This window comes from Stenotrophomonas sp. Pemsol, from assembly GCF_003586545.1.
Classification (GTDB): Bacteria; Pseudomonadota; Gammaproteobacteria; order Xanthomonadales; family Xanthomonadaceae; genus Stenotrophomonas; species Stenotrophomonas sepilia.
This window is the reverse complement of sequence record NZ_CP025780.1, coordinates 971446-989512: the sequence shown is the minus strand read 5'-3', so window position 1 is coordinate 989512 and position 18067 is coordinate 971446. Positions and strand designations below refer to the sequence as shown.

The following is an 18067-nucleotide window of genomic DNA, read 5'->3' as shown; positions in this document are numbered from 1 at the left end:
ACCGTCCCATCGGTCATGGGCGGCGCGGAAGCGTGCGAACCGAGGTTCGCACCCACAGGAGAGTGGTTGGTTCGCACCCACAGCAGAGTCTTGGTTCGTACCCGCAAAAGCCGAATCACCCGCTCCATCCCAACCACAACTGCGCCCGCTCCGGCAGCAACAGCAACCAGTGCCGCCGGTCGACGCTGCTGCAGCCGTACACCGCCGCGTGTGCCGGCCAGTCATCCGGAAGGCCGCCGATGCCGATCTCGGCCAATGCCTCCGCGCCGGCCTTCCATGGCCGATAGCGCGGCACCCGCCCGGCCACCGCGCCGCGTCCCTGCCGCGCACCCTGCAGCCAACGCAATCCCTGCCCCTGCAATCCTTCGCAGGTCACCGCCGCCAGCTGGAAGCGGACCAGACCGGGGGCGATCCGCGCCCCCGGCAGGGCCGCCAGCACGCCATGTGCCTGCAGCAGCGCATCCACTTCCAGCAGGGCCGGAATGCCCTGCCGTGCCCGTTGCCGCAATCCCTGGCGCCAGCCCATGGCGTGCTCCTTACTTCAGGTCCGCGCCGAGCGCGTACCAGTCGACCCGGCGGGTCACCCACATCGCCAGCGCCAGGATCACGAACAGCAGCAGCGACCCCATCAGCAGTGCGTTGTTCTCCGACACCAGCAGGCCATACAGCGCGCCGTACAGCACGGTCAGCAGGGCCGCGAAGCCGAGGCCGCGCCTCCAATGGCCCAGCACGTTGGCCAGATACACCGCCTGCAGGCCGATACAGGCCACCGCCGAAACCAGGTAGGCCTTCCAGAACGCGATGTGCTCGGACAGGCTGATCAGCAGCAGGAAGAAGATCGCCAGCGCCAGGCCGACCATGAGGTACTGCAGCGGGTGGATGCGCAGCGACTTGATCAGCTCGAACAGGATGAAGCCGACGAAGGTCAGCAGCACGAACAGCACCCCGTACTTGGACGCACGGTCGGCCTGGGTGTAGGTATCGACCGGATCGACCAGCGACACCGTCACCGCCTGCGAGTCGACCGAACCTTCATTGCGCAGCTGCCGCTGTGCGTCGGAGGCCAGCGATGACACCGCCCAGCGCGCGTCGAATCCCTGTGCATCAACGCGCCGCTCGTTGGGCAGGAACGCACCGCTGAACGACGGATGCGGCCAGCTCGAACGCAGCGCGATGTGGGTGTCATCGCCCACCGGCACCACCGACAGCATGCGGCTGCCATCCAGGCGCAGCTCCAGTTCAACGGTGCTGGCCGCCAGCGTGCCGCCCTGATCCGCAGCGAAACCGGCCACCGGCGCATGCAGGCCACGACCAACTTCGCTGGCCACGCCGACGCCCGGCAGCAGGCGCAGCTGCTTGCCATCCACGCGCAGGTTCGGTGTACCGACCAGGCCGCGCACATCGGAAACGCCCACCGCCACATACGGCTGGCCATACGTGCGCCCTGCCTTCACGGGATAGTCGTCAGCGGCGAAGCTCGCCTTCATCTGGCCGTTCCAGCTGTACACCGGCACCTTGAACAGGCCGACTTCGCGCTGGCTCGGCAGCATCTCACCGCCCACCTCCAGCGACGCCGGCATCTGCAGCCAGTGCCCCTCGGTGACCTGCACCTCGGTCTTCTTGACGCCCAGCGGGTCAACCAGTTCAACCTGCTTGCGTTCCACCCACGGCACCACCCGCACCGGGCCCACCAGCTGCTGCGTGCCGGCACGGCTGTCGGCCACCCGCGCAAAGGCCTCGTCGCGGTACTGGCTGCGCTCGGTGATCACCCCGCGGATCATCATCAGCGGCACCAGCAACAACAGGATCAGCCCGCCGACAATGGCGAACCGCAGCAGCATCTTCAGGGATTTCATGGTCCATCCTCGTTGGAGAGGGCTGCAGGATGGACCGCTGCGGTGAGCAGGGTTTGTGGCGAATTTGAAGCGAGTGTGAAGTCAGCGGCGCGGGCGCTGGCCCGCAGCACCCAACGGCAGCCACAGGCTGGCCACCGTGCCACCGCCATCGCGGGCGTCGAGGCTGGCGCGTCCGTCATGCAGGCGAGCCACTTCCTGCACGAACGGCAGGCCCAGGCCGGAACTGCGCCGGCCGCTGCCGGGGCGGGCCAGCGAATAGAAGCGTTCGAACACCCGTTCGCGCGCGTAGTCGGGAATGCCGGCACCGCGATCCGCTACCTGCAGGCGCACGCCCGGCCCGTCCACCTCGGCCTGCAGCGCGATGTCCGCGCCGGGCGGTGAGAAGGCAATGGCGTTGTCGATCAGGTTGTGCAACGCCTGCCGCAGCAGATAGGCATCACCCTGCACGCGCATGTCGGGCACGCTGCCGATGCGCACCTGCACGCCGGCCGCCTGCGCGCGCACCTGCGCGGCCGCCGCTGCGTCGGCCAGCAAGGTTGGCAGCGCGATCGGATCGCGGGTCTGCAGCCAGCCGTGCTGTTCCACTTCGGCCAGCGCCAGCAGCTTGTCGATCGTCTCGGTCAGCCGCTCCTGCTGATCGACGATGCTGCGTGCGAAATGCACGCGGTCGGCCTCCGGCAGCGGCTCCTGCAGCAGCTCGGCGGCACCGCGGATCGCCGCCAACGGGCTTTTCATTTCATGCGTCAGCGACTGCACGTACTGCTCGACGTAGGCCTTGCCCTCCAGCTTGCGGCGCATTGTTTCCAGTGCCTGGCCCAGGTCGCCGATCTCGTCGCGGCGCCGCCGCGGCGGTGGCACCGGTTCGCCGGCGCTGACCGCCCGTGCATAGCGGCTGAGCTGGCCAAGGCCCGTCGTGAGCCACATCGTCACCAGCACGCCGACCAGCGCCGACAATCCGATCAGCCAGGCGCCGCGCTCGATGATGGCGCGCTGGCTGGCCGCAATGAACGGATCGATGCTGCGATTGGGCTGGGCCAGGCTGAGCACGCCGATCAGGGTGCGGCCATCGGCCGGGTCGTACACCGGCGCCGCCACATGCATCACCGTATCGCCTTCTTCGCCTGGCACTTCCGGGCTGGAGCGGGCGCCGTACTCGCCACGCAGGGTGCGGTAGACATCGTTCCAGCGCGAATTGTCACGCCCCAGGTCGCGGCCCAGCGAGTCGTAGATGACGATGCCCTTGGCATCGGTGATGGTCACCCGGTAGTCCAGTGAGCGCTTGGGAAAGCGCCAGACCATCGCTTTCAGGTCACGCTGCCGCGCCTTGGCGAGGTTGCGGGTGAAGCTGCCGCTGCGGATGGTGCCGTCCTTGACATCGGCCGCCGCCATCTCGGCCAGCACGTTGGCGGCATCGACCAGGGTCGATTCCATCGCCTGGCGCACACCCGGCTTCACTTCGTTGACGAACACGCGCATCACGAAGAACGCGGCGATGCCGGTGATCAGGAAGAAGCCGAGGAACAGCTTCAGGACCAGGCGCATCGGCTAGACCTCCAGCGCGTAGCCGAGGCCACGGTGGGTGCGGATCGGGTCGTCGCTGGCACCGGCTGCGCGCAGCTTGGCGCGCAACGTCTTTACATGGGTGTCGACGGTGCGGTCGGCACTGTCGGCGCTGCTGTCCCAGCCGCGATCCATCAACTGGGCGCGACTAAGAATGGCGCCCGGCCGCTGCAGCAGCGCTTCCAGCAACGCGTACTCGTAGCGGGTCAGGTCCAGCGCGTGGCCGCGGAAGCGGATGCGCCGGCCTTCGCGGTCGATGGCGAAGGCACCATGTTCCTGCCAGCCCGCATCGGCGCCGGGGGCTGCCGCGACCGGTGCGGCGCGACGCAGGCGCGCACGCACCCGCGCCACCAGCTCACGCGGCGAGAACGGCTTGGTCATATAATCGTCGGCGCCCAGTTCCAGGCCCAGCACGCGGTCCACTTCATCGTTGCGGGCGGTCAGGAAGATCACCGGCAGCTGGGCCGCCGGCCCGGGCTGCGCGCGCAGCCGCCGGCACACCTCGAAACCGCCCAGGTCGGGCAGGCCCACGTCCAGCACCACCACGTCGATATCCCCGGCCTGCAGGCGCTTCAGGGCCTCGCCACCGAGCAGGCAGTGGCTGGCGGCATAGCCCTCGCTGCGAAGCGCATAAAGCACGGTTTCGGCGATGGCGGCTTCGTCCTCGACGACCAGGACATGGGCAACAGGAGCTGTCATGGCGCGCAGCATAGCCGCTGCGGCCGCCGCCCCGTACACTGCCGCCCATGAACTATCGCCACGCCTTCCATGCCGGCAACCACGCCGATGTGCTCAAGCACATCGTGCAGCTGGCCCTGATCGACAGCTTCAAGCGCAAGGACAGCCCGTTCTTCGTGCTCGACACCCACGGCGGTGCCGGCCGCTACCTGCTGGCCAGCGAAGAGAGCCGCAAGACCCTGGAGGCCGAGTCCGGGATCATGCGGCTGATGGCCCAGCCCAAGCTGCCGGAGGTGGTCGAGCGCTACCTGAAGGCGGTGCAGGCCGACAATCCGGTGGGCGCGTTGACCAACTACCCGGGCTCGCCGCTGCTGAGCGCACAGGCGATGCGCGCGCAGGACCGCATGGCGGTCTGTGAGCTGCAGGAAGCCGAAACGGCCACGCTGAAGGCCCTGTTCGCCCATGACAGCCGCGTCGACGTTCGGGCGGGCGATGGCTATGCCCTGCTGCGTTCGCTGCTGCCGCCGAAGTTCAACGGCAGCAAGATCGGCCGCGGCCTGGTGCTGATCGACCCGCCCTACGAAGCCCAGGATGCCGAGTACCAGGCGGTGCTGGCCGCCCTGGCCGAAACCCTGGCACGCTGGCCGCAGGCCACCTGTGCGGTCTGGTTCCCGATCAAGCAGCGCCGCACCATCCTGCACTTCCTGCGCAAGGCCACCGCCCTGCCGGTGAAATCGGCGATGACGATCGAGTTCCTGGTGCGCCCGGACGACTCGCCGCTGCGCCTCAACGGCAGCGGCATGCTGCTGCTCAACCCGCCGTGGCAGTTCGACCGCGTGGTCGGTCCGGCCCTGCCGGCGCTGCGCCAGCACCTGGGCGAACCCGGGGCCAGCACCCGCCTGGACTGGCTCAAAGCCCCCGAATAACGGCCTTCACGAGGCTGTACCGCCGTGAGCCTTTCGTTCACGGAACGCAGCCCCGGTGATGCCACAATCGATGGACCACCAAGGAATCACCCGGTATGGCCACTCGCAACCGCATGCCGCCCTGGCATGAGATCTTCAAGGCTCCCAGCGGCCACGAGCTGCTGATCCGCCCCATCCGCCCGGAAGATGGCGCACCGCTGCAAGCGGCATTCAGCCTGTTCGGGCCGGAAGAAATCCGTGATCGTTTCCTGCAGGCGGTGACCGAGCTGTCGCCGGAAACCACCCAGCGTCTGACCCACCCCAACCCCAAGACCGAGATCACCCTGGTCGCAGCCGAGTCCCTGCCCGCGGGCGAAGCGGTGGTCGGCGCGGTCGCCCGGGCCTCGATCATCCCCGGCACCCGTGAAGCCGAGTACGCGATCCTGATCAGCCGCTTCCTGATCGGCCAAGGCCTGGGACGGCAGCTGATGCGCAAGCTGGTGAAGTGGGGCCGTGGCAAGTACCTGGACCGCCTGTACGGCGACGTTGCCGCCGAGAACGAACCGATGAAGCAGCTGGCCGCGTCGCTGGGCTTCAAGCCGGTGCCGCACCCGACCGGAGCCGAAGGCCTGGTCCGGATGGTGCTGGAGCTGGACAACTGACGGATGCGCCGGGCCCTGCCCGGCCACGTCTCCCGGTAGTGCCGGCCGCTGGCCGGCATTCCGCTGCCCCAACGGCAGATGAGGCTGCCGGCAACGGGCCGGCACGATGCACCGGGACCGGATCGGGCTTCTGCTAAAATCCGGGGTCCATGTCGCGTACCTCATACCCCGCCCCGCCGCTGCCGCGCGCCGGCCAGCTCCGCGCCTGGTGGCGCGCCCCCGCCTCGCCCACCGCACTGGCCTGGTACCTGGCCCAGGCATCGCGCGTGCACGACGCTCCGCTGCTGGTGATCGCCCGTGACAACCACGGCGCAAACCAGCTTGAAGCCGATCTGCAGACCCTGCTCGGCGGTGACCCGGCCCTGCCGGTGGTCGCCTTCCCGGACTGGGAAACCCTGCCCTACGACCGCTTCAGCCCGCATCCGGACATCATCTCGCAGCGTCTGGCTGCCCTGCACCGCCTGCCCACGCTGAAGCGTGGCCTGGTGATCGTGCCGGTGCAGACCCTGCTGCAGCAGCTGGCCCCGCGCAGCTACGTCATTGGTGGCAGCTTCGACCTGAAGGTCGGCCAGCGCCTGGATCTGGAAGCCGAGAAGCGCCGCCTGGAAAGCGCCGGCTACCGCAACGTGCCGCAGGTGATGGACCCGGGTGACTTCGCCGTGCGCGGCGGCCTGCTCGACGTGTTCCCGATGGGCGCCGACGAGCCGCTGCGGGTGGAACTGCTGGACGAGGACATCGATTCGATCCGTGCCTTCGATCCGGAAAGCCAGCGTTCGCTGGACAAGGTCGAGGCGGTGCACATGCTGCCGGGCCGCGAAGTGCCCATGGACGAGGCCAGCATCGCCCGCGTGCTGTCCACGCTGCGCGAGCGCTTCGATGTCGATACCCGGCGCAGCGCGCTGTACCAGGACCTGAAATCCGGGCTGGCCCCGGCCGGCGTCGAGTACTACCTGCCGCTGTTCTTCGAGCGCACCGCAACCCTGTTCGACTACCTGCCCAGCGGCAGCCTGCCGGTGGTCTGTGCCGGTGCCGGCGAAGCCGCCGAGGCGTTCTGGGCGCAGACCGGCGAGCGTTATGAGCAGCGCCGCCACGATGTGGAACGGCCGCTGCTGCCGCCGTCGGCGCTGTACCTGTCGCCGGAGCTGCTGCGCGAGCGCCTGAACGATGCCCCGCGCATCGAGGTATGGGCCGCCGACCACGCACGCATCGCCGACGCGCACGCGCTGGGCGACCAGCCGCTGCCCCCGCTGCCGGTGGCCGCACGCGAAGCTCCCGCCGGCGATGCGCTGAAATCCTTCCTCGGCCATTATCCGGGCCGGGTACTGATCGCCGCCGATTCGCCCGGCCGCCGCGAGGCACTGCTGGAAGTGCTGCAGGCCGCCGAGCTGAAGCCGCCGGTGGTGGCCGACCTGCCCAGCTTCCTCGCTAGCGATGCGCGCTTCGCGATCGCGGTGGCGCCGCTGGAAGATGGCTTCGCGCTGGACGACCCGCGCATCGCGGTGCTGACCGAGCGCCAGCTGTTCCCCGAGCGCGCCGGCAGCACCCGCCGCACGCGCCGTGCCGGCCGCGAGCCGGAGGCGATCATCCGCGACCTCGGCGAGCTGACCGAGGGTGCGCCGATCGTGCACGAGGACCATGGCGTCGGCCGCTACCGTGGCCTGATCGCGATGGACGTCGGCGGCATGCCCGGCGAGTTCCTCGACATCGAATATGCCAAGGGCGACCGCCTGTATGTACCGGTCGCCCAGCTGCACCTGATCAGCCGCTACTCCGGTGCTTCGGCGGAAACCGCACCGCTGCATTCGCTCGGTGGCGAGCAGTGGAGCAAGGCCAAGCGCAAGGCCGCCGAGAAGGTGCGCGATGTCGCCGCCGAACTGCTGGAAATCCAGGCCCGCCGCCAGGCGCGTGCCGGCCTGGCACTGCAGGTCGACCGCGCGATGTACGAGCCGTTCGCCGCCGGTTTCCCGTTCGAGGAAACCCCCGACCAGCTGGCTGCGATCGATGCCACCCTGCGCGACCTGGCCAGCAGCCAGCCGATGGACCGCGTGGTCTGCGGCGACGTCGGCTTCGGCAAGACCGAGGTGGCGGTGCGCGCTGCATTTGCTGCGGCCAGTGCCGGCAAGCAGGTGGCGGTGCTGGTGCCGACCACGCTGCTGGCCGAGCAGCATTACCGCAACTTCCGCGACCGTTTCGCCGATTACCCGCTGAAGGTCGAAGTGCTGTCGCGCTTCAAGACCAGCAAGGAAATCAAGGCCGAACTGGAGAAGGTGGCCGCTGGCACCATCGACGTCATCGTCGGCACCCATCGCCTGCTGCAGCCTGACGTGAAGTTCAAGGACCTGGGCATGGTCATCGTCGACGAGGAGCAGCGATTCGGCGTGCGCCAGAAGGAGGCGCTGAAGGCGCTGCGCGCCAACGTACACCTGCTGACGCTGACCGCCACGCCGATCCCGCGCACGCTCAACATGGCCATGGCCGGCCTGCGCGATCTGTCGATCATCGCCACGCCGCCGCCGAACCGGCTGGCGGTGCAGACCTTCATCACCCAGTGGGACAACGCGCTGCTGCGCGAAGCCTTCCAGCGCGAGCTCGCGCGCGGTGGCCAGCTGTACTTCCTGCACAACGATGTGGAGAGCATCGGCCGCATGCAGCGCGAGCTGTCCGAGCTGGTGCCGGAGGCACGCATCGGCATCGCCCACGGGCAGATGCCCGAGCGCGAACTGGAAAAGGTGATGCTGGATTTCCAGAAGCAGCGTTTCAACGTGCTGCTGTCGACCACGATCATCGAATCGGGCATCGACATCCCCAACGCCAACACCATCATCATCAACCGTGCCGACCGTTTCGGCCTGGCCCAGCTGCACCAGCTGCGTGGCCGCGTGGGCCGTTCGCACCACCGTGCCTACGCCTACCTGATCACCCCCGACCGTCGCGCGATCACCCCCGACGCCGAGAAGCGCCTGGAAGCGATCGCCTCGATGGACGAGCTGGGCGCCGGCTTCACCCTGGCCACGCACGATCTGGAAATCCGCGGCGCCGGTGAACTGCTGGGCGAGGACCAGAGCGGGCAGATGGCCGAGGTCGGCTTCAGCCTGTATACCGAGCTGCTGGAACGCGCGGTACGCAGCATCAAGCAGGGCAAGCTGCCCGACCTGGATGCCGGTGAGGAAGTGCGCGGCGCCGAGGTCGAGCTGCATGTGCCGGCGCTGATCCCGGAAGACTACCTGCCGGACGTGCACACCCGCCTCACCCTGTACAAGCGTATTTCCAGCGCGCGCGACAGCGATGCGCTGCGCGAGCTGCAGGTGGAGATGATCGACCGCTTCGGCCTGCTGCCGGATGCAGCCAAGCACCTGTTCGCCATCGCCGAGCTGAAGCTGAAAGCCAATACGCTGGGCATCCGCAAGCTCGACCTGGGCGAGAACGGCGGCCGCATCGTGTTCGAGTCCAAGCCGAACATCGATCCGATGGTGGTGATCCAGCTGATCCAGAAACAACCGAACCTCTATGCCATGGAAGGGCCCGACAAGCTGCGCATCAAGCACCCGCTGCCGTTGCCGGAAGACCGCTTCAACGCGGCCCGCGCCCTTCTGACCACCCTCGCCCCGGGTTGATCACCCCCCCGAACACCCCGCACCGGCCCCCACCCGGTGCGGGCGGATGACCATGTTCCCTGACGCCGTACCCGCCCCCGACCTGCTGCACGCGCAGGCCTGCCTGATCGATGCCCTCGCGATGTCGCTGCAGATGCGCGACGCCTACACCCGCCACCACTGCGACCGCGTTGGCCTGCTCGCGCAGTGTCTGGCCACGCACTGCGATCTTGATGACGAGGCCCGTGCGCAGATCGGCCTGGCCGCGCGCTTCCATGACATCGGCAAGATCGGCATACCCGATGATGTGCTGCTGGCACCCCGCCGGCATACCGATGAGGAGCGCGCGATCATGCGCGAGCATCCGGTACGCGGCGAACACATCTTCCTGGCCACCGGCCGCAGCGACGCCTTGCCGGTGGCGCGGCTGATCCGCGCCCATCACGAGGCCTTCGATGGCAGCGGCTACCCCGATGGGCTGCGCGGCGAATCCATCCCGCTGGGTGCGCGCATCGTCACCATCGCCGATGCCTACGATGCGATGACCAGCGTGCGCCCGTATCGCAATGCGATGGAGCATGAGGCCGCATTGCGGATCATCGACGAGCAGGCCGGCGGGCTGGTGGATCCGTACGTGCTGCAACGCTTCCATCGCATGCTGGAGCGGGAACCGGCGCTGGCCTGAGATCTTCCCGACGGTGAAACGACCCGCCGGTAGAGTCGACTGTTAGTTGTGATCTCTCGGTAGGTTGTTCATCCGGGGCATCTTTGGAAAATGGTGGTTACCGGCAGCCAGCCGCCTATTTCCAGAATCCCGCTGAACAACGTGGTGGGTTTACACAGTTAGTCGACTGCTCTTCGTCCAGATCGCGAAAATCCCGCGCTGCGCGCGATAGTCGACTAACAGTCGACTCTACCAGTCGGCGCCGCGCTGCCGGCCTGGAAGACAAAAGGCCCGGCGTTCGCCGGGCCTTTCGCTCCACGCATCACGGGTGATCGATTACCAGATCACCACGCGCTTGTCGTCGGCGCGCACCATCGCATCACCCGCTTTGCACTGGAATGCAGCAGCGAACGAGGGCATGTTCGACGGCGCACCGTTGGCACGGAAATTGGCCGGCGCGTGCGGATCGGTGTTCAGGCGCACGCGCAGCTCGCCATCGGTGAAGTTGCGGCGCCACACGGTGGCCCAGTTCATGAAGAAGCGCTGGTCCTGGCTGTGGCCGTCCACCTCGACGTTCGCCTTCGGGTCTTCCTTCAGCGCCATCTGCAGCGCGTCATAGGCCACGGTCAGGCCGCCCAGGTCGCCGATGTTCTCGCCCAGGGTCAGCTTGCCCTTCACGAACACGCCCGGCACCGACTCGTAGCCGTCGAACTGCGCGACCAGCTGGTCGGTACGCTCGGTGAAGGCCTTGCGGTCGGCGTCCGTCCACCAGTTGTCGAAGTTGCCGTTGGCGGCGAACTGGCTGCCCGAGTCGTCGTAGCCGTGCATCATCTCATGGCCGATGACTGCACCGATGCCGCCGTAGTTCAACGCCGGATCGGCCTTGGCGTCGAAGAACGGCGCCTGCAGGATCGCCGCCGGGAATACGATCTCGTTCTTGGTGGCGTTGTAGTACGCATTGACGGTCTGCGGCGTCATGCCCCACTCGGTCTTGTCCACCGGCTTGCCGATCTTGTCCAGCATGTAGCGGTAGTTGAACGCGCGCGCCGCCTGCATGTTGCCCAGGTAGCTGTCGCCGTTGGTCTGCAGGCCCGCCCAGTCACGCCACTTGTCCGGGTAACCGATCTTCGGGGTGAAGCTGGCCCACTTTTCCAGCGCCTTCTTCCTGGTTTCCTCGCCCATCCACGGCAGCTGCTCCAGGCGCGCCTTCAGCGCCTGCGACAGGTTCTCCACCAGGTGCTGCATGGCGACCTTCGACTCGGCCGGGAACACGGCGTCGACGTACAGCTGGCCCAGGGCTTCACCCATACCGCCGTTGACCGACTCCAGCACGCGCTTCCAGCGCGGCTGCATTTCCTTCTGGCCACGCAGGGTCGTGCCGTAGAAATCGAAGTTGGCCTTCTCGAACTGGCTGCTCAGGTATGGCGCGGCATCGTCGATGGTGTGGAAGCGCAGGTAGGCCTGCCAGGTGCTGGCGGGCACATCGGCCAGCATCTTGTCCATTTCACCGAAGAAGCCCGGCTGCGCCAGCGAGAACTTCTGCGCGGCCGGTACCTTCAGGGTGTCGAACAGCGCGGTCCAGCTGAAGTTCGGGGTCAGTTTGTCCGCGTCGGCGGCACTGAGCGGGTTGTAGCGCTTGGCCGGGTCACGCATTTCGATGCGTGACATCGAGGCCTTGGCCAGGCGGGTTTCGAAGGCCATCACGGCCTTGGCCTGCTCGGCGGCCTGCGCCGCGTCCACGCCGGACAGGGTCAGCACCTGCGCGATGTAGGCCACGTAGGCATCACGGATCTTGGCCTGCGCATCATCGAAGTAGTAGCCCTTCTCCGGCAGGCCGAGGCCGCCCTGGCCAACGTAGGCGATGACGTTGGCCGAATCCTTGTAGTCGGCATTGGCGAACAGCGAGAACAGCACGCCCTTGCCCTCGGCCTGGCTGTCGCGCAGGTACTGGGTGATGGCGGCGGTGTCGTTCAGCGCGGTGATCTTGTCCAGCTGCGGCTGCAGCGGCGCCAGGCCGGCGGCTTCGATCTTGGCCTCGTCGTTGCCGGTCTTCCAGATGTCACCGATCTTGGCTTCCACCGAACCGGCCTTGGCCTGGCTGGCGGCGGCCTGCTGCACCAGCGCGTGCTGCACTTCCAGCGAGCGCTCGCGCAGGATCTCGAAGCTGCCCCAGGTGGTCTGGTCTCCCGGCACCGGGTTGGCCTTCAGCCACTTGCTGTTGACGAAGCCATTGAGGTCGGTACAGGCCGAAATGGCCGGATCCAGGTCGGCGCTGTTGAGCGAGATCAGCGGCGTCTTGATCTGCGACAGGTCGAAGGCCGGCTTGGCGTCGGCACTGGCCGCCGGCGCGGTTTCGTTCTTGCCACAGGCGGCCAGCGAGGCAGCGATGGCGATGGTCAGGCCCAGCGGGACCAGGTTGCGGACGTTCATGAGGCTCTCCTGCGGGTAATTTCACAGGGTAGCCGGGGGCGTGAGGTTGGGGACCGGCCAAAGGTCACAGAGCCCACGGCGCAGCTCCCGCCGCGCGCCGGTATGCTCTGGCGTCTGCGATCACTGGACCTCATGACCATGGACGAAACTGCGCTGCTGCTGGCCCTCGACACCTGTGAGTTTCTGTTTCTTACTGAGATTGGCGAGCCGGAAGCGAATCGTCTGCGCCTGGTCGTCGAGGAGGGCCGGGTGGTCGGAAAGCCCTCCCGCGTGGAGCTCGGTCATGGACGTTCAATCGATGATGTGCGTGCGATAGAGGTGGTGCCCCACTCGCAGCGGTTTGAACTGATCTGGGACCACTACATCAGCTACGCCGTGCACAACGAGTCCTACCAGAGCTGGGACGACGCCGAAGCCTGGAGCGGCAACCTGTTCCGCCGCTACAGCCGTTCGAAATTCCTTGAATATCTGGGCCGTGCCACCTTCGCTGATACCCGTTACCCGGGCCCATTCACGCATTACCAGGTGATATGCCAGGACCACGTCATCGACATTGCTGCGTTGCAGTCGCCGAAGGTGCGCCTGCCGGGTCCTTCGTAGCTGGCACATGCAGCCCCAATGAAGTGGCTCTACCGGGTTGCGACAGCGTCAGCCGAGCGTGGGCTCGGCTCTACAAAAAGAAAGGCCGGCTTGCGCCGGCCTTCTGCTTCTTACTTCGCCTTGCCCTGGTTGGCTACGGCTTCGGCGGCCTTGCGCGCCGCTTCCGGGTCGCCCAGGTAGCGGAACGACTGCACGGTCAGGTCATCGTTCAGTTCGAACAGCAGCGGGATGCCGGTCGGGATGTTCAGCTCGAGGATTTCCTCGCGCGAGACGTTGTTGAGGTACTTGTACAACGCACGCAGCGAGTTGCCGTGGGCGGTGACCAGTACGGTCTTGCCGTCCTTCAGCTGCGGTGCGATGGCGTCGTGCCAGTACGGCAGCACGCGATCCAGGGTGGTGGCCAGCGACTCGGTGCCCGGCAGCGCGTTGCGGTCCAGGCCGGCGTAGCGGCGGTCATGGATCGGGTGGCCCGGATCTTCCAGGTCCATCGGCGGCGGCGGGATGTCGTACGAACGACGCCACACCTTGACCTGCTCTTCGCCGTGCTTGGCCGCGGTCTCGGCCTTGTCCAGCCCCTGCAGGCCGCCGTAGTGCCGCTCGTTGAGGCGCCAGGACTTGTTCACCGGCAGCCAGTCCTGCTCCAGCTCGGCCAGCGCACCCTGCAGGGTGTGGATGGCGCGCTTGAGCACGGAGGTGTGCGCAACGTCGAACTGCAGGCCTTCCTCGCGCATCAGGCGGCCGGCGGCGGCCGCTTCGCGACGCCCCTGCTCGGTCAGGTCGACATCGACCCAGCCGGTGAAGCGGTTGTCCAGGTTCCACTGGCTCTGGCCATGGCGCAACAGTACGAGTCTACGGGTCACTGCAGGGTCTCCAACGCGAGGAAAGGCAGGCCGCCATTGTAGCCCGGCCGCCGCTCACCGGGCCGTGGCGCCGCCCGTGCGATGCTGTGACCCATGAATACGGTGATCGACCCCGGACGCTGGGAAGGCAGCGTCGCTGCCGCCCGTGCGCAGCAGCTGCAACTGGCAGGCCGCGTGGAGCGCCAGGACCGCCTGCCACGCAACGTGCGCTGGCTGGCCGGGATGGATGTCGGCTTCGAGGACAACGGCGCCATCACCCGCGCCGCGGCGGTACTGCTGGACGCGGAGACGCTGAAGCCCGTGGCACAGGAGATCGCGCGCATCCCCACGGTGATGCCCTACATCCCCGGCCTGCTCAGCTTCCGCGAGCTGCCGGCGCTGCTGGCCGCGCTGGCGCTGCTGCCGCGCACGCCGGACCTGGTGTTCGTCGATGGCCACGGCATCAGCCATCCGCGCCGGCTGGGCGTCGCCGCGCATCTGGGCGTGGTCACCGACCTGCCGAGCATCGGCGTGGCGAAATCGAAACTGGTGGGAAGGTTCGTCGAACCGGGCGCCGAAGCTGGTGCGCATACACCGCTGCTGGATGGCGACGAGCAACTGGGCTGGGTGCTGCGCAGCAAGGTGCGCTGCAAGCCGCTGTTCGTGGCCGGTGGCCATCGGGTCAGTGCCGATACCGCGCTGGGCTGGGTGCAGCGCACCCTGCGCGGCTACCGGTTGCCGGAGCCAACCCGGCTGGCGGATCGGCTGGCCTCGCGACGCGACGAATGACCGCACCGGGCATTCTCCGGTGCGGCCTTCATTTTCATTCAACGATGCACGTGGCCGCGATGGCCCTGCGCATCCTCACCGTGGTCGTGGCCTTCATGGCCCTGCTGCGCGCCGCCGTTGGCCGACGCCGGTCCAGCGCAGGCTTCACCACAGTGGTCCGCTTCGATCTGCAGCGTCACGTGCTCGATACCGAAGTCATCATGCAGGCGACCGCCCAGCTCGCGGCGCAACGCATCGGCGTCGGTGCCGTCGCGCATCACAATGTGCGCGGTCAGCGCCGGCGTGCTGGAAGCCAGCGCCCACACGTGCAGGTCATGCACGTCCAGGACTGCGACGTGGCCGGACAGGCTGTCGCGCACCCTGGCCACGTCCATGCCCTTGGGCACGCCTTCCAGCAGTACGTTGATCGCCTCACGCATCAGCACGTAGGTACGCGGCAGCACCCACAGGCCGATCAGCACGGCCAGGATCGGGTCGATCGGTTTCCATCCGGTCCACTTGATCAACAATGCGCCCGCAATCACTGCCACCGAGCCGAGCATGTCGGCCCATACTTCCAGGTAGGCGCCCTTCACGTTGAGACTCTCGCCACTGCCCGCCTGCAGCAGGCGCATCGAGATCAGGTTGATGACCAGGCCCGCAGCCGCGATCACCAGCATGCCGGAGGAGGCGATCTCCTGCGGCTGGCGGAAGCGGCCGATCGCCTCCCACAGGATGTAGGCGGCGACCACGAACAGCATGGCACCGTTGATCATCGCGCCCAACGCTTCCAGCCGTGCATAGCCGTAGGTGCGGCGCGCATCCGGCGGGCGCCGGCTCAGCCGTACCGCAACCAGCGCGATCATCAGCGCCAGCGCGTCGGTGGCCATGTGCGCGGCGTCGGACAACAGCGCCAGGCTGTTGGTCCAGAACGCGCCCACCACTTCGACGACGAGGAAGGTGGTGGTCAGGCCGAGTGCCCACCACAAGGGCTTCTCGTGGCGGATCTGGGACGGCAGGTGATCGTGGTCGTGGCCCATGGCAACAGCTCCTTTGCGATGCGGTGCAGGCTACGCGGTGCCGGCGGAGGAGACTATTACGATGTTTATAACATTGCAGGCGTGCAGCACCGGTGCCGCCGGGCAGGACCCGGCGGCCACGGCGGATCTGCACTTGCGTATGCTCAGAACCCGAAGCGCAGGCTGGCCCAGTAGGCGCGGCCCGGTTCGTTGTAGGTCGCCGCGCCGGCATCGCTGCTGTTGGCCTCGCGGAACAGGCGCTTGTCGGCCAGGTTGTTCACGCCGAAGCCGAAGCTGACCGTCTCGGTCACCTTGTAGCGCGCGCTCACGCCCCAGATGTTGTACGCGCCACGATCCTGCAGCGCGATCGATGCATCGCAGCTGCCGGTGCAGCGGGGGTCGTTGTTGATATTGGTCGTGGCCGGTTCCTGCTTGCCGTAGAAGGTGCCGGTCAGCAGCAGCGACAGCCTGTCGGTGGCCTGCCAGTCCAGCATGGTGTTGATCGTGTACTTCGGGATCACCGACAGCGGCTGGCCGGTGCTCTTGTTCTCGTTTTCCACCATGTAGGTGAAGTTGTTGCTCCACTTCAGGCGGTTGCCCTGCTCGCCCAGCAGCGGAATCACCAGGTTGCCTTCAAGCCCCTGCACGATCGCCTTCGGCGCGTTCTCCCAGCGGAAGATGCGGCCCTTGGTGTCGGCGGTCAGGCCAATCTGGGTGTAGCCCGCCTGGATCTTGTCCTTGTAGTCGTTGTGGAAGTAGGTCAACGAGGCCTGCCAGCCGCTCTGCGGTGCCCACTCGATGCCCAGTTCCTTGTTCAGGCTGGTTTCCGCCTTCAGGTCTGCGTTGCCGCGCATGTAGCAACCGGCGCCCAGGCTCGGCAGCGCATTCGGGCAGCCGTTGCCACGGGTGTAGTACAGATAGTCCGGATTCGACTGGTACAGGTTCGGCGCCTTGAACGCGCGGGCGATGCCGCCCTTCACCACCCAGTCGCTGTTGATGCGGAACTGCGCATTGAGGCTGGGGCTGGTGTTGTTGCCGAACTGGCTGTGGTGGTCAAAGCGCAGGCCCGGGGTAACGATCCAGCGCTCACCCAGGTAGATGTTGTCTTCCACGAACACCGCCGTGGTCTGCGCATCGGCCTTGCCGCGCGCACGATCGGCCGACAGCCCCGGGATGCCACCGCCGCTGCTGCTGGACTGGCTCATCGAATAAGGGTCGGTCAGCCGGCTGTCCAGGTATTCAAAGCCCAACGTCCAGATGTTCTCGGCGCCGCCCAGCGTGGTCGGGAAGCTCACTTCGCCATCCAGCTGGTAGTTGCGCAGGCGCGAGGTCGACCAGTCGGTGCCGTTGAAGCTGCCTTCCGGGCCACCGGCCAGGCCTTCGTTGATGCGCGAGTTGTTCACCGCTTCAACTGCAGCGGTCACCCGCGAGGTGACATCGCCCCAGCGACCACGATGGCTGATCGCGCCGGTGTTGCGGTACATGCGGTTGGTTTCCGCCTTGCCGTCGGCCAGGGCGGCCAGATCGATGCCGGTCGAAGTGCCGGTGGTGCTGACCGCGCGGTCACCAGCATAGATGTTGCCCTGGCGGCTGGTGCCGGCCTCGAACTCGACCACCTGGTCGGCGGTCACGTCCCAGCGCAGCAGCGCGTTGATGTCGCGGTTCTTGACGCCCTCGCGGCCAGCCGGTGGCACTGCGTTCGGCTGGGTGGCGTACTGGCGGTTGAGATCGAGTGAATCGGCGTCGGTCTTGTTGAGGTTGCCGTACAGGCGGAACGACAGCGTGTCGGTCATCGGCCCACTCAGCTGCAGGCCGACGCGCTCGCTGCCACCTTCGGCGCTGTGTTCGGGCACCAGCCCGTACAGGTCGACCGCACCGGTCAGGTCGCCGGTCGGGCGCTTGGTGATGATGTTGACCACGCCACCGGAAGCACCGGAGCCATAGCGTGCCGCCGCCGGTCCGCGCAGCACTTCGATGCGCTCGATCATCTCCGCCGGCACCCAGTTGGTGTCGCCGCGCGTGTTGCGCTCGCCACTGCGGCCCATGCGCACGGCATCGCGCGCACCGATGCGCTTGCCGTCGACCAGGATCAGGGTGTTTTCCGGGCCCATGCCGCGCAGGTCGATCTGGCGGTTGTTGCCGTACTGGCCCGAGGCGCTGTTGCCGGTGAGGTTGACGCCCGGCATGGTGCGCAACAGTTCGGCGATGTCGTTGGCCGGTGGGCGCTTGGCGATGTCCTCGGCGGTGATGGTCGAGGTACCCAACGCCTGGCGGGCAATCTGCGAGGCGGTGACGTGCACCGTGTCGATATCGGTGGCGTCGGTTTCAGCCTGGGCGGTCAGCGCGCTGCCCGCCAGCAGGGCGGCAACGGCGAGCGCCAGCGGGCGCGGCGAGAGGACAACGGCAGGAGACATGATCTGGACCTTCTGGCAGGGCAACGGGGCCTCTGGCAAAGGGCTTGAGGCAACGACGAGGGGGAGGCGGAGCGTCGCT

Annotated in this window: 14 protein-coding genes; 6 read left to right on the top strand and 8 right to left on the bottom strand. The window is 67.3% G+C overall.

What is annotated here, in order from left to right; all coding sequences use genetic code 11:
- Positions 1–115: 115 nt before the first annotated feature.
- The 4 genes from PEM_RS04525 to creB form a co-directional block, all read right to left on the bottom strand.
- Entirely contained in the window at positions 116–526 is a 411-nt protein-coding gene (locus tag PEM_RS04525; RefSeq protein WP_005415796.1) for a hypothetical protein, read from the bottom strand.
- A 10-nt stretch (positions 527–536) separates the two neighbouring features.
- Complete coding sequence (creD, locus tag PEM_RS04520) at positions 537–1856, bottom strand: cell envelope integrity protein CreD (RefSeq protein ID WP_065177468.1); 1320 nt, start codon at positions 1854–1856, stop codon at positions 537–539.
- 81 nt (positions 1857–1937) lie between these two features.
- Positions 1938–3398 carry a two-component system sensor histidine kinase CreC gene (creC, locus tag PEM_RS04515; RefSeq protein ID WP_005415794.1) on the bottom strand — a complete coding sequence of 487 codons (1461 nt, stop codon included), beginning with the start codon at positions 3396–3398 and terminating at the stop codon, positions 1938–1940.
- Between the two features lie 3 nt (positions 3399–3401).
- Entirely contained in the window at positions 3402–4127 is a 726-nt protein-coding gene (gene creB, locus PEM_RS04510) for a two-component system response regulator CreB (RefSeq protein WP_072166850.1), read from the bottom strand.
- Between the two features lie 35 nt (positions 4128–4162).
- On the opposite strand from creB, the gene rlmJ reads away from it, so the two are divergent.
- The 4 genes from rlmJ (at position 4163) to PEM_RS04490 (ending at position 9939) form a co-directional block, all read left to right on the top strand.
- Positions 4163–5020: a 23S rRNA (adenine(2030)-N(6))-methyltransferase RlmJ gene (rlmJ, locus tag PEM_RS04505; protein ID WP_024958156.1), complete on the top strand. Its 858-nt coding sequence runs from the start codon at positions 4163–4165 to the stop codon at positions 5018–5020.
- A 95-nt stretch (positions 5021–5115) separates the two neighbouring features.
- Positions 5116–5661, top strand: a complete 546-nt coding sequence (locus PEM_RS04500; RefSeq protein WP_004150340.1) for a GNAT family N-acetyltransferase — start codon at positions 5116–5118, stop codon at positions 5659–5661.
- Between the two features lie 149 nt (positions 5662–5810).
- Positions 5811–9275: a transcription-repair coupling factor gene (mfd, locus tag PEM_RS04495; protein ID WP_119706066.1), complete on the top strand. Its 3465-nt coding sequence runs from the start codon at positions 5811–5813 to the stop codon at positions 9273–9275.
- Positions 9276–9321: 46 nt separating this feature from the next.
- Positions 9322–9939: an HD domain-containing phosphohydrolase gene (locus PEM_RS04490; RefSeq protein WP_005415790.1), complete on the top strand. Its 618-nt coding sequence runs from the start codon at positions 9322–9324 to the stop codon at positions 9937–9939.
- A gap of 315 nt (positions 9940–10254) precedes the next feature.
- Here PEM_RS04490 and PEM_RS04485 read toward each other — a convergent pair whose 3' ends face one another.
- On the bottom strand, positions 10255–12348 hold the full coding sequence (locus PEM_RS04485; protein ID WP_053499310.1) for a M13 family metallopeptidase: 2094 nt from the start codon (positions 12346–12348) through the stop codon (positions 10255–10257).
- Positions 12349–12486: 138 nt separating this feature from the next.
- On the opposite strand from PEM_RS04485, the gene PEM_RS04480 reads away from it, so the two are divergent.
- The gene (locus tag PEM_RS04480) at positions 12487–12948 is read left to right on the top strand and encodes a hypothetical protein (protein ID WP_229766039.1); all 462 of its coding nucleotides are present in this window, start codon (positions 12487–12489) and stop codon (positions 12946–12948) included.
- Between the two features lie 110 nt (positions 12949–13058).
- Here PEM_RS04480 and gpmA read toward each other — a convergent pair whose 3' ends face one another.
- Entirely contained in the window at positions 13059–13808 is a 750-nt protein-coding gene (gene gpmA, locus PEM_RS04475; protein ID WP_005415787.1) for a 2,3-diphosphoglycerate-dependent phosphoglycerate mutase, read from the bottom strand.
- A 93-nt stretch (positions 13809–13901) separates the two neighbouring features.
- On the opposite strand from gpmA, the gene nfi reads away from it, so the two are divergent.
- Positions 13902–14576: a deoxyribonuclease V gene (gene nfi, locus PEM_RS04470; RefSeq protein ID WP_111127941.1), complete on the top strand. Its 675-nt coding sequence runs from the start codon at positions 13902–13904 to the stop codon at positions 14574–14576.
- A 38-nt stretch (positions 14577–14614) separates the two neighbouring features.
- Here the strand turns inward: nfi and PEM_RS04465 are convergent, their stop codons facing one another.
- Both PEM_RS04465 and PEM_RS04460 read right to left on the bottom strand, forming a co-directional pair.
- On the bottom strand, positions 14615–15595 hold the full coding sequence (locus PEM_RS04465) for a cation diffusion facilitator family transporter (RefSeq protein WP_111127942.1): 981 nt from the start codon (positions 15593–15595) through the stop codon (positions 14615–14617).
- Positions 15596–15738: 143 nt separating this feature from the next.
- Complete coding sequence (locus PEM_RS04460; RefSeq protein WP_111127976.1) at positions 15739–17988, bottom strand: TonB-dependent siderophore receptor; 2250 nt, start codon at positions 17986–17988, stop codon at positions 15739–15741.
- Positions 17989–18067: the final 79 nt, after the last annotated feature.

Bases quoted from the DNA above. Each gene is read 5' to 3' on its own strand.
- creB (WP_072166850.1), bottom strand. From the start codon at position 4,127: ATGCTGCGCGCCATGACAGCTCCTGTTGCCCATGTCCTGGTCGTCGAG.
- PEM_RS04500 (WP_004150340.1), top strand. From the start codon at position 5,116: ATGGCCACTCGCAACCGCATGCCGCCCTGGCATGAGATCTTCAAGGCT.
- PEM_RS04485 (WP_053499310.1), bottom strand. From the start codon at position 12,348: ATGAACGTCCGCAACCTGGTCCCGCTGGGCCTGACCATCGCCATCGCT.
- creC (WP_005415794.1), bottom strand. From the start codon at position 3,398: ATGCGCCTGGTCCTGAAGCTGTTCCTCGGCTTCTTCCTGATCACCGGC.
- rlmJ (WP_024958156.1), top strand. From the start codon at position 4,163: ATGAACTATCGCCACGCCTTCCATGCCGGCAACCACGCCGATGTGCTC.
- nfi (WP_111127941.1), top strand. From the start codon at position 13,902: ATGAATACGGTGATCGACCCCGGACGCTGGGAAGGCAGCGTCGCTGCC.
- creD (WP_065177468.1), bottom strand. From the start codon at position 1,856: ATGAAATCCCTGAAGATGCTGCTGCGGTTCGCCATTGTCGGCGGGCTG.
- PEM_RS04525 (WP_005415796.1), bottom strand. From the start codon at position 526: ATGGGCTGGCGCCAGGGATTGCGGCAACGGGCACGGCAGGGCATTCCG.
- mfd (WP_119706066.1), top strand. From the start codon at position 5,811: ATGTCGCGTACCTCATACCCCGCCCCGCCGCTGCCGCGCGCCGGCCAG.
- PEM_RS04460 (WP_111127976.1), bottom strand. From the start codon at position 17,988: ATGTCTCCTGCCGTTGTCCTCTCGCCGCGCCCGCTGGCGCTCGCCGTT.
- PEM_RS04465 (WP_111127942.1), bottom strand. From the start codon at position 15,595: ATGGGCCACGACCACGATCACCTGCCGTCCCAGATCCGCCACGAGAAG.
- PEM_RS04480 (WP_229766039.1), top strand. From the start codon at position 12,487: ATGGACGAAACTGCGCTGCTGCTGGCCCTCGACACCTGTGAGTTTCTG.
- PEM_RS04490 (WP_005415790.1), top strand. From the start codon at position 9,322: ATGACCATGTTCCCTGACGCCGTACCCGCCCCCGACCTGCTGCACGCG.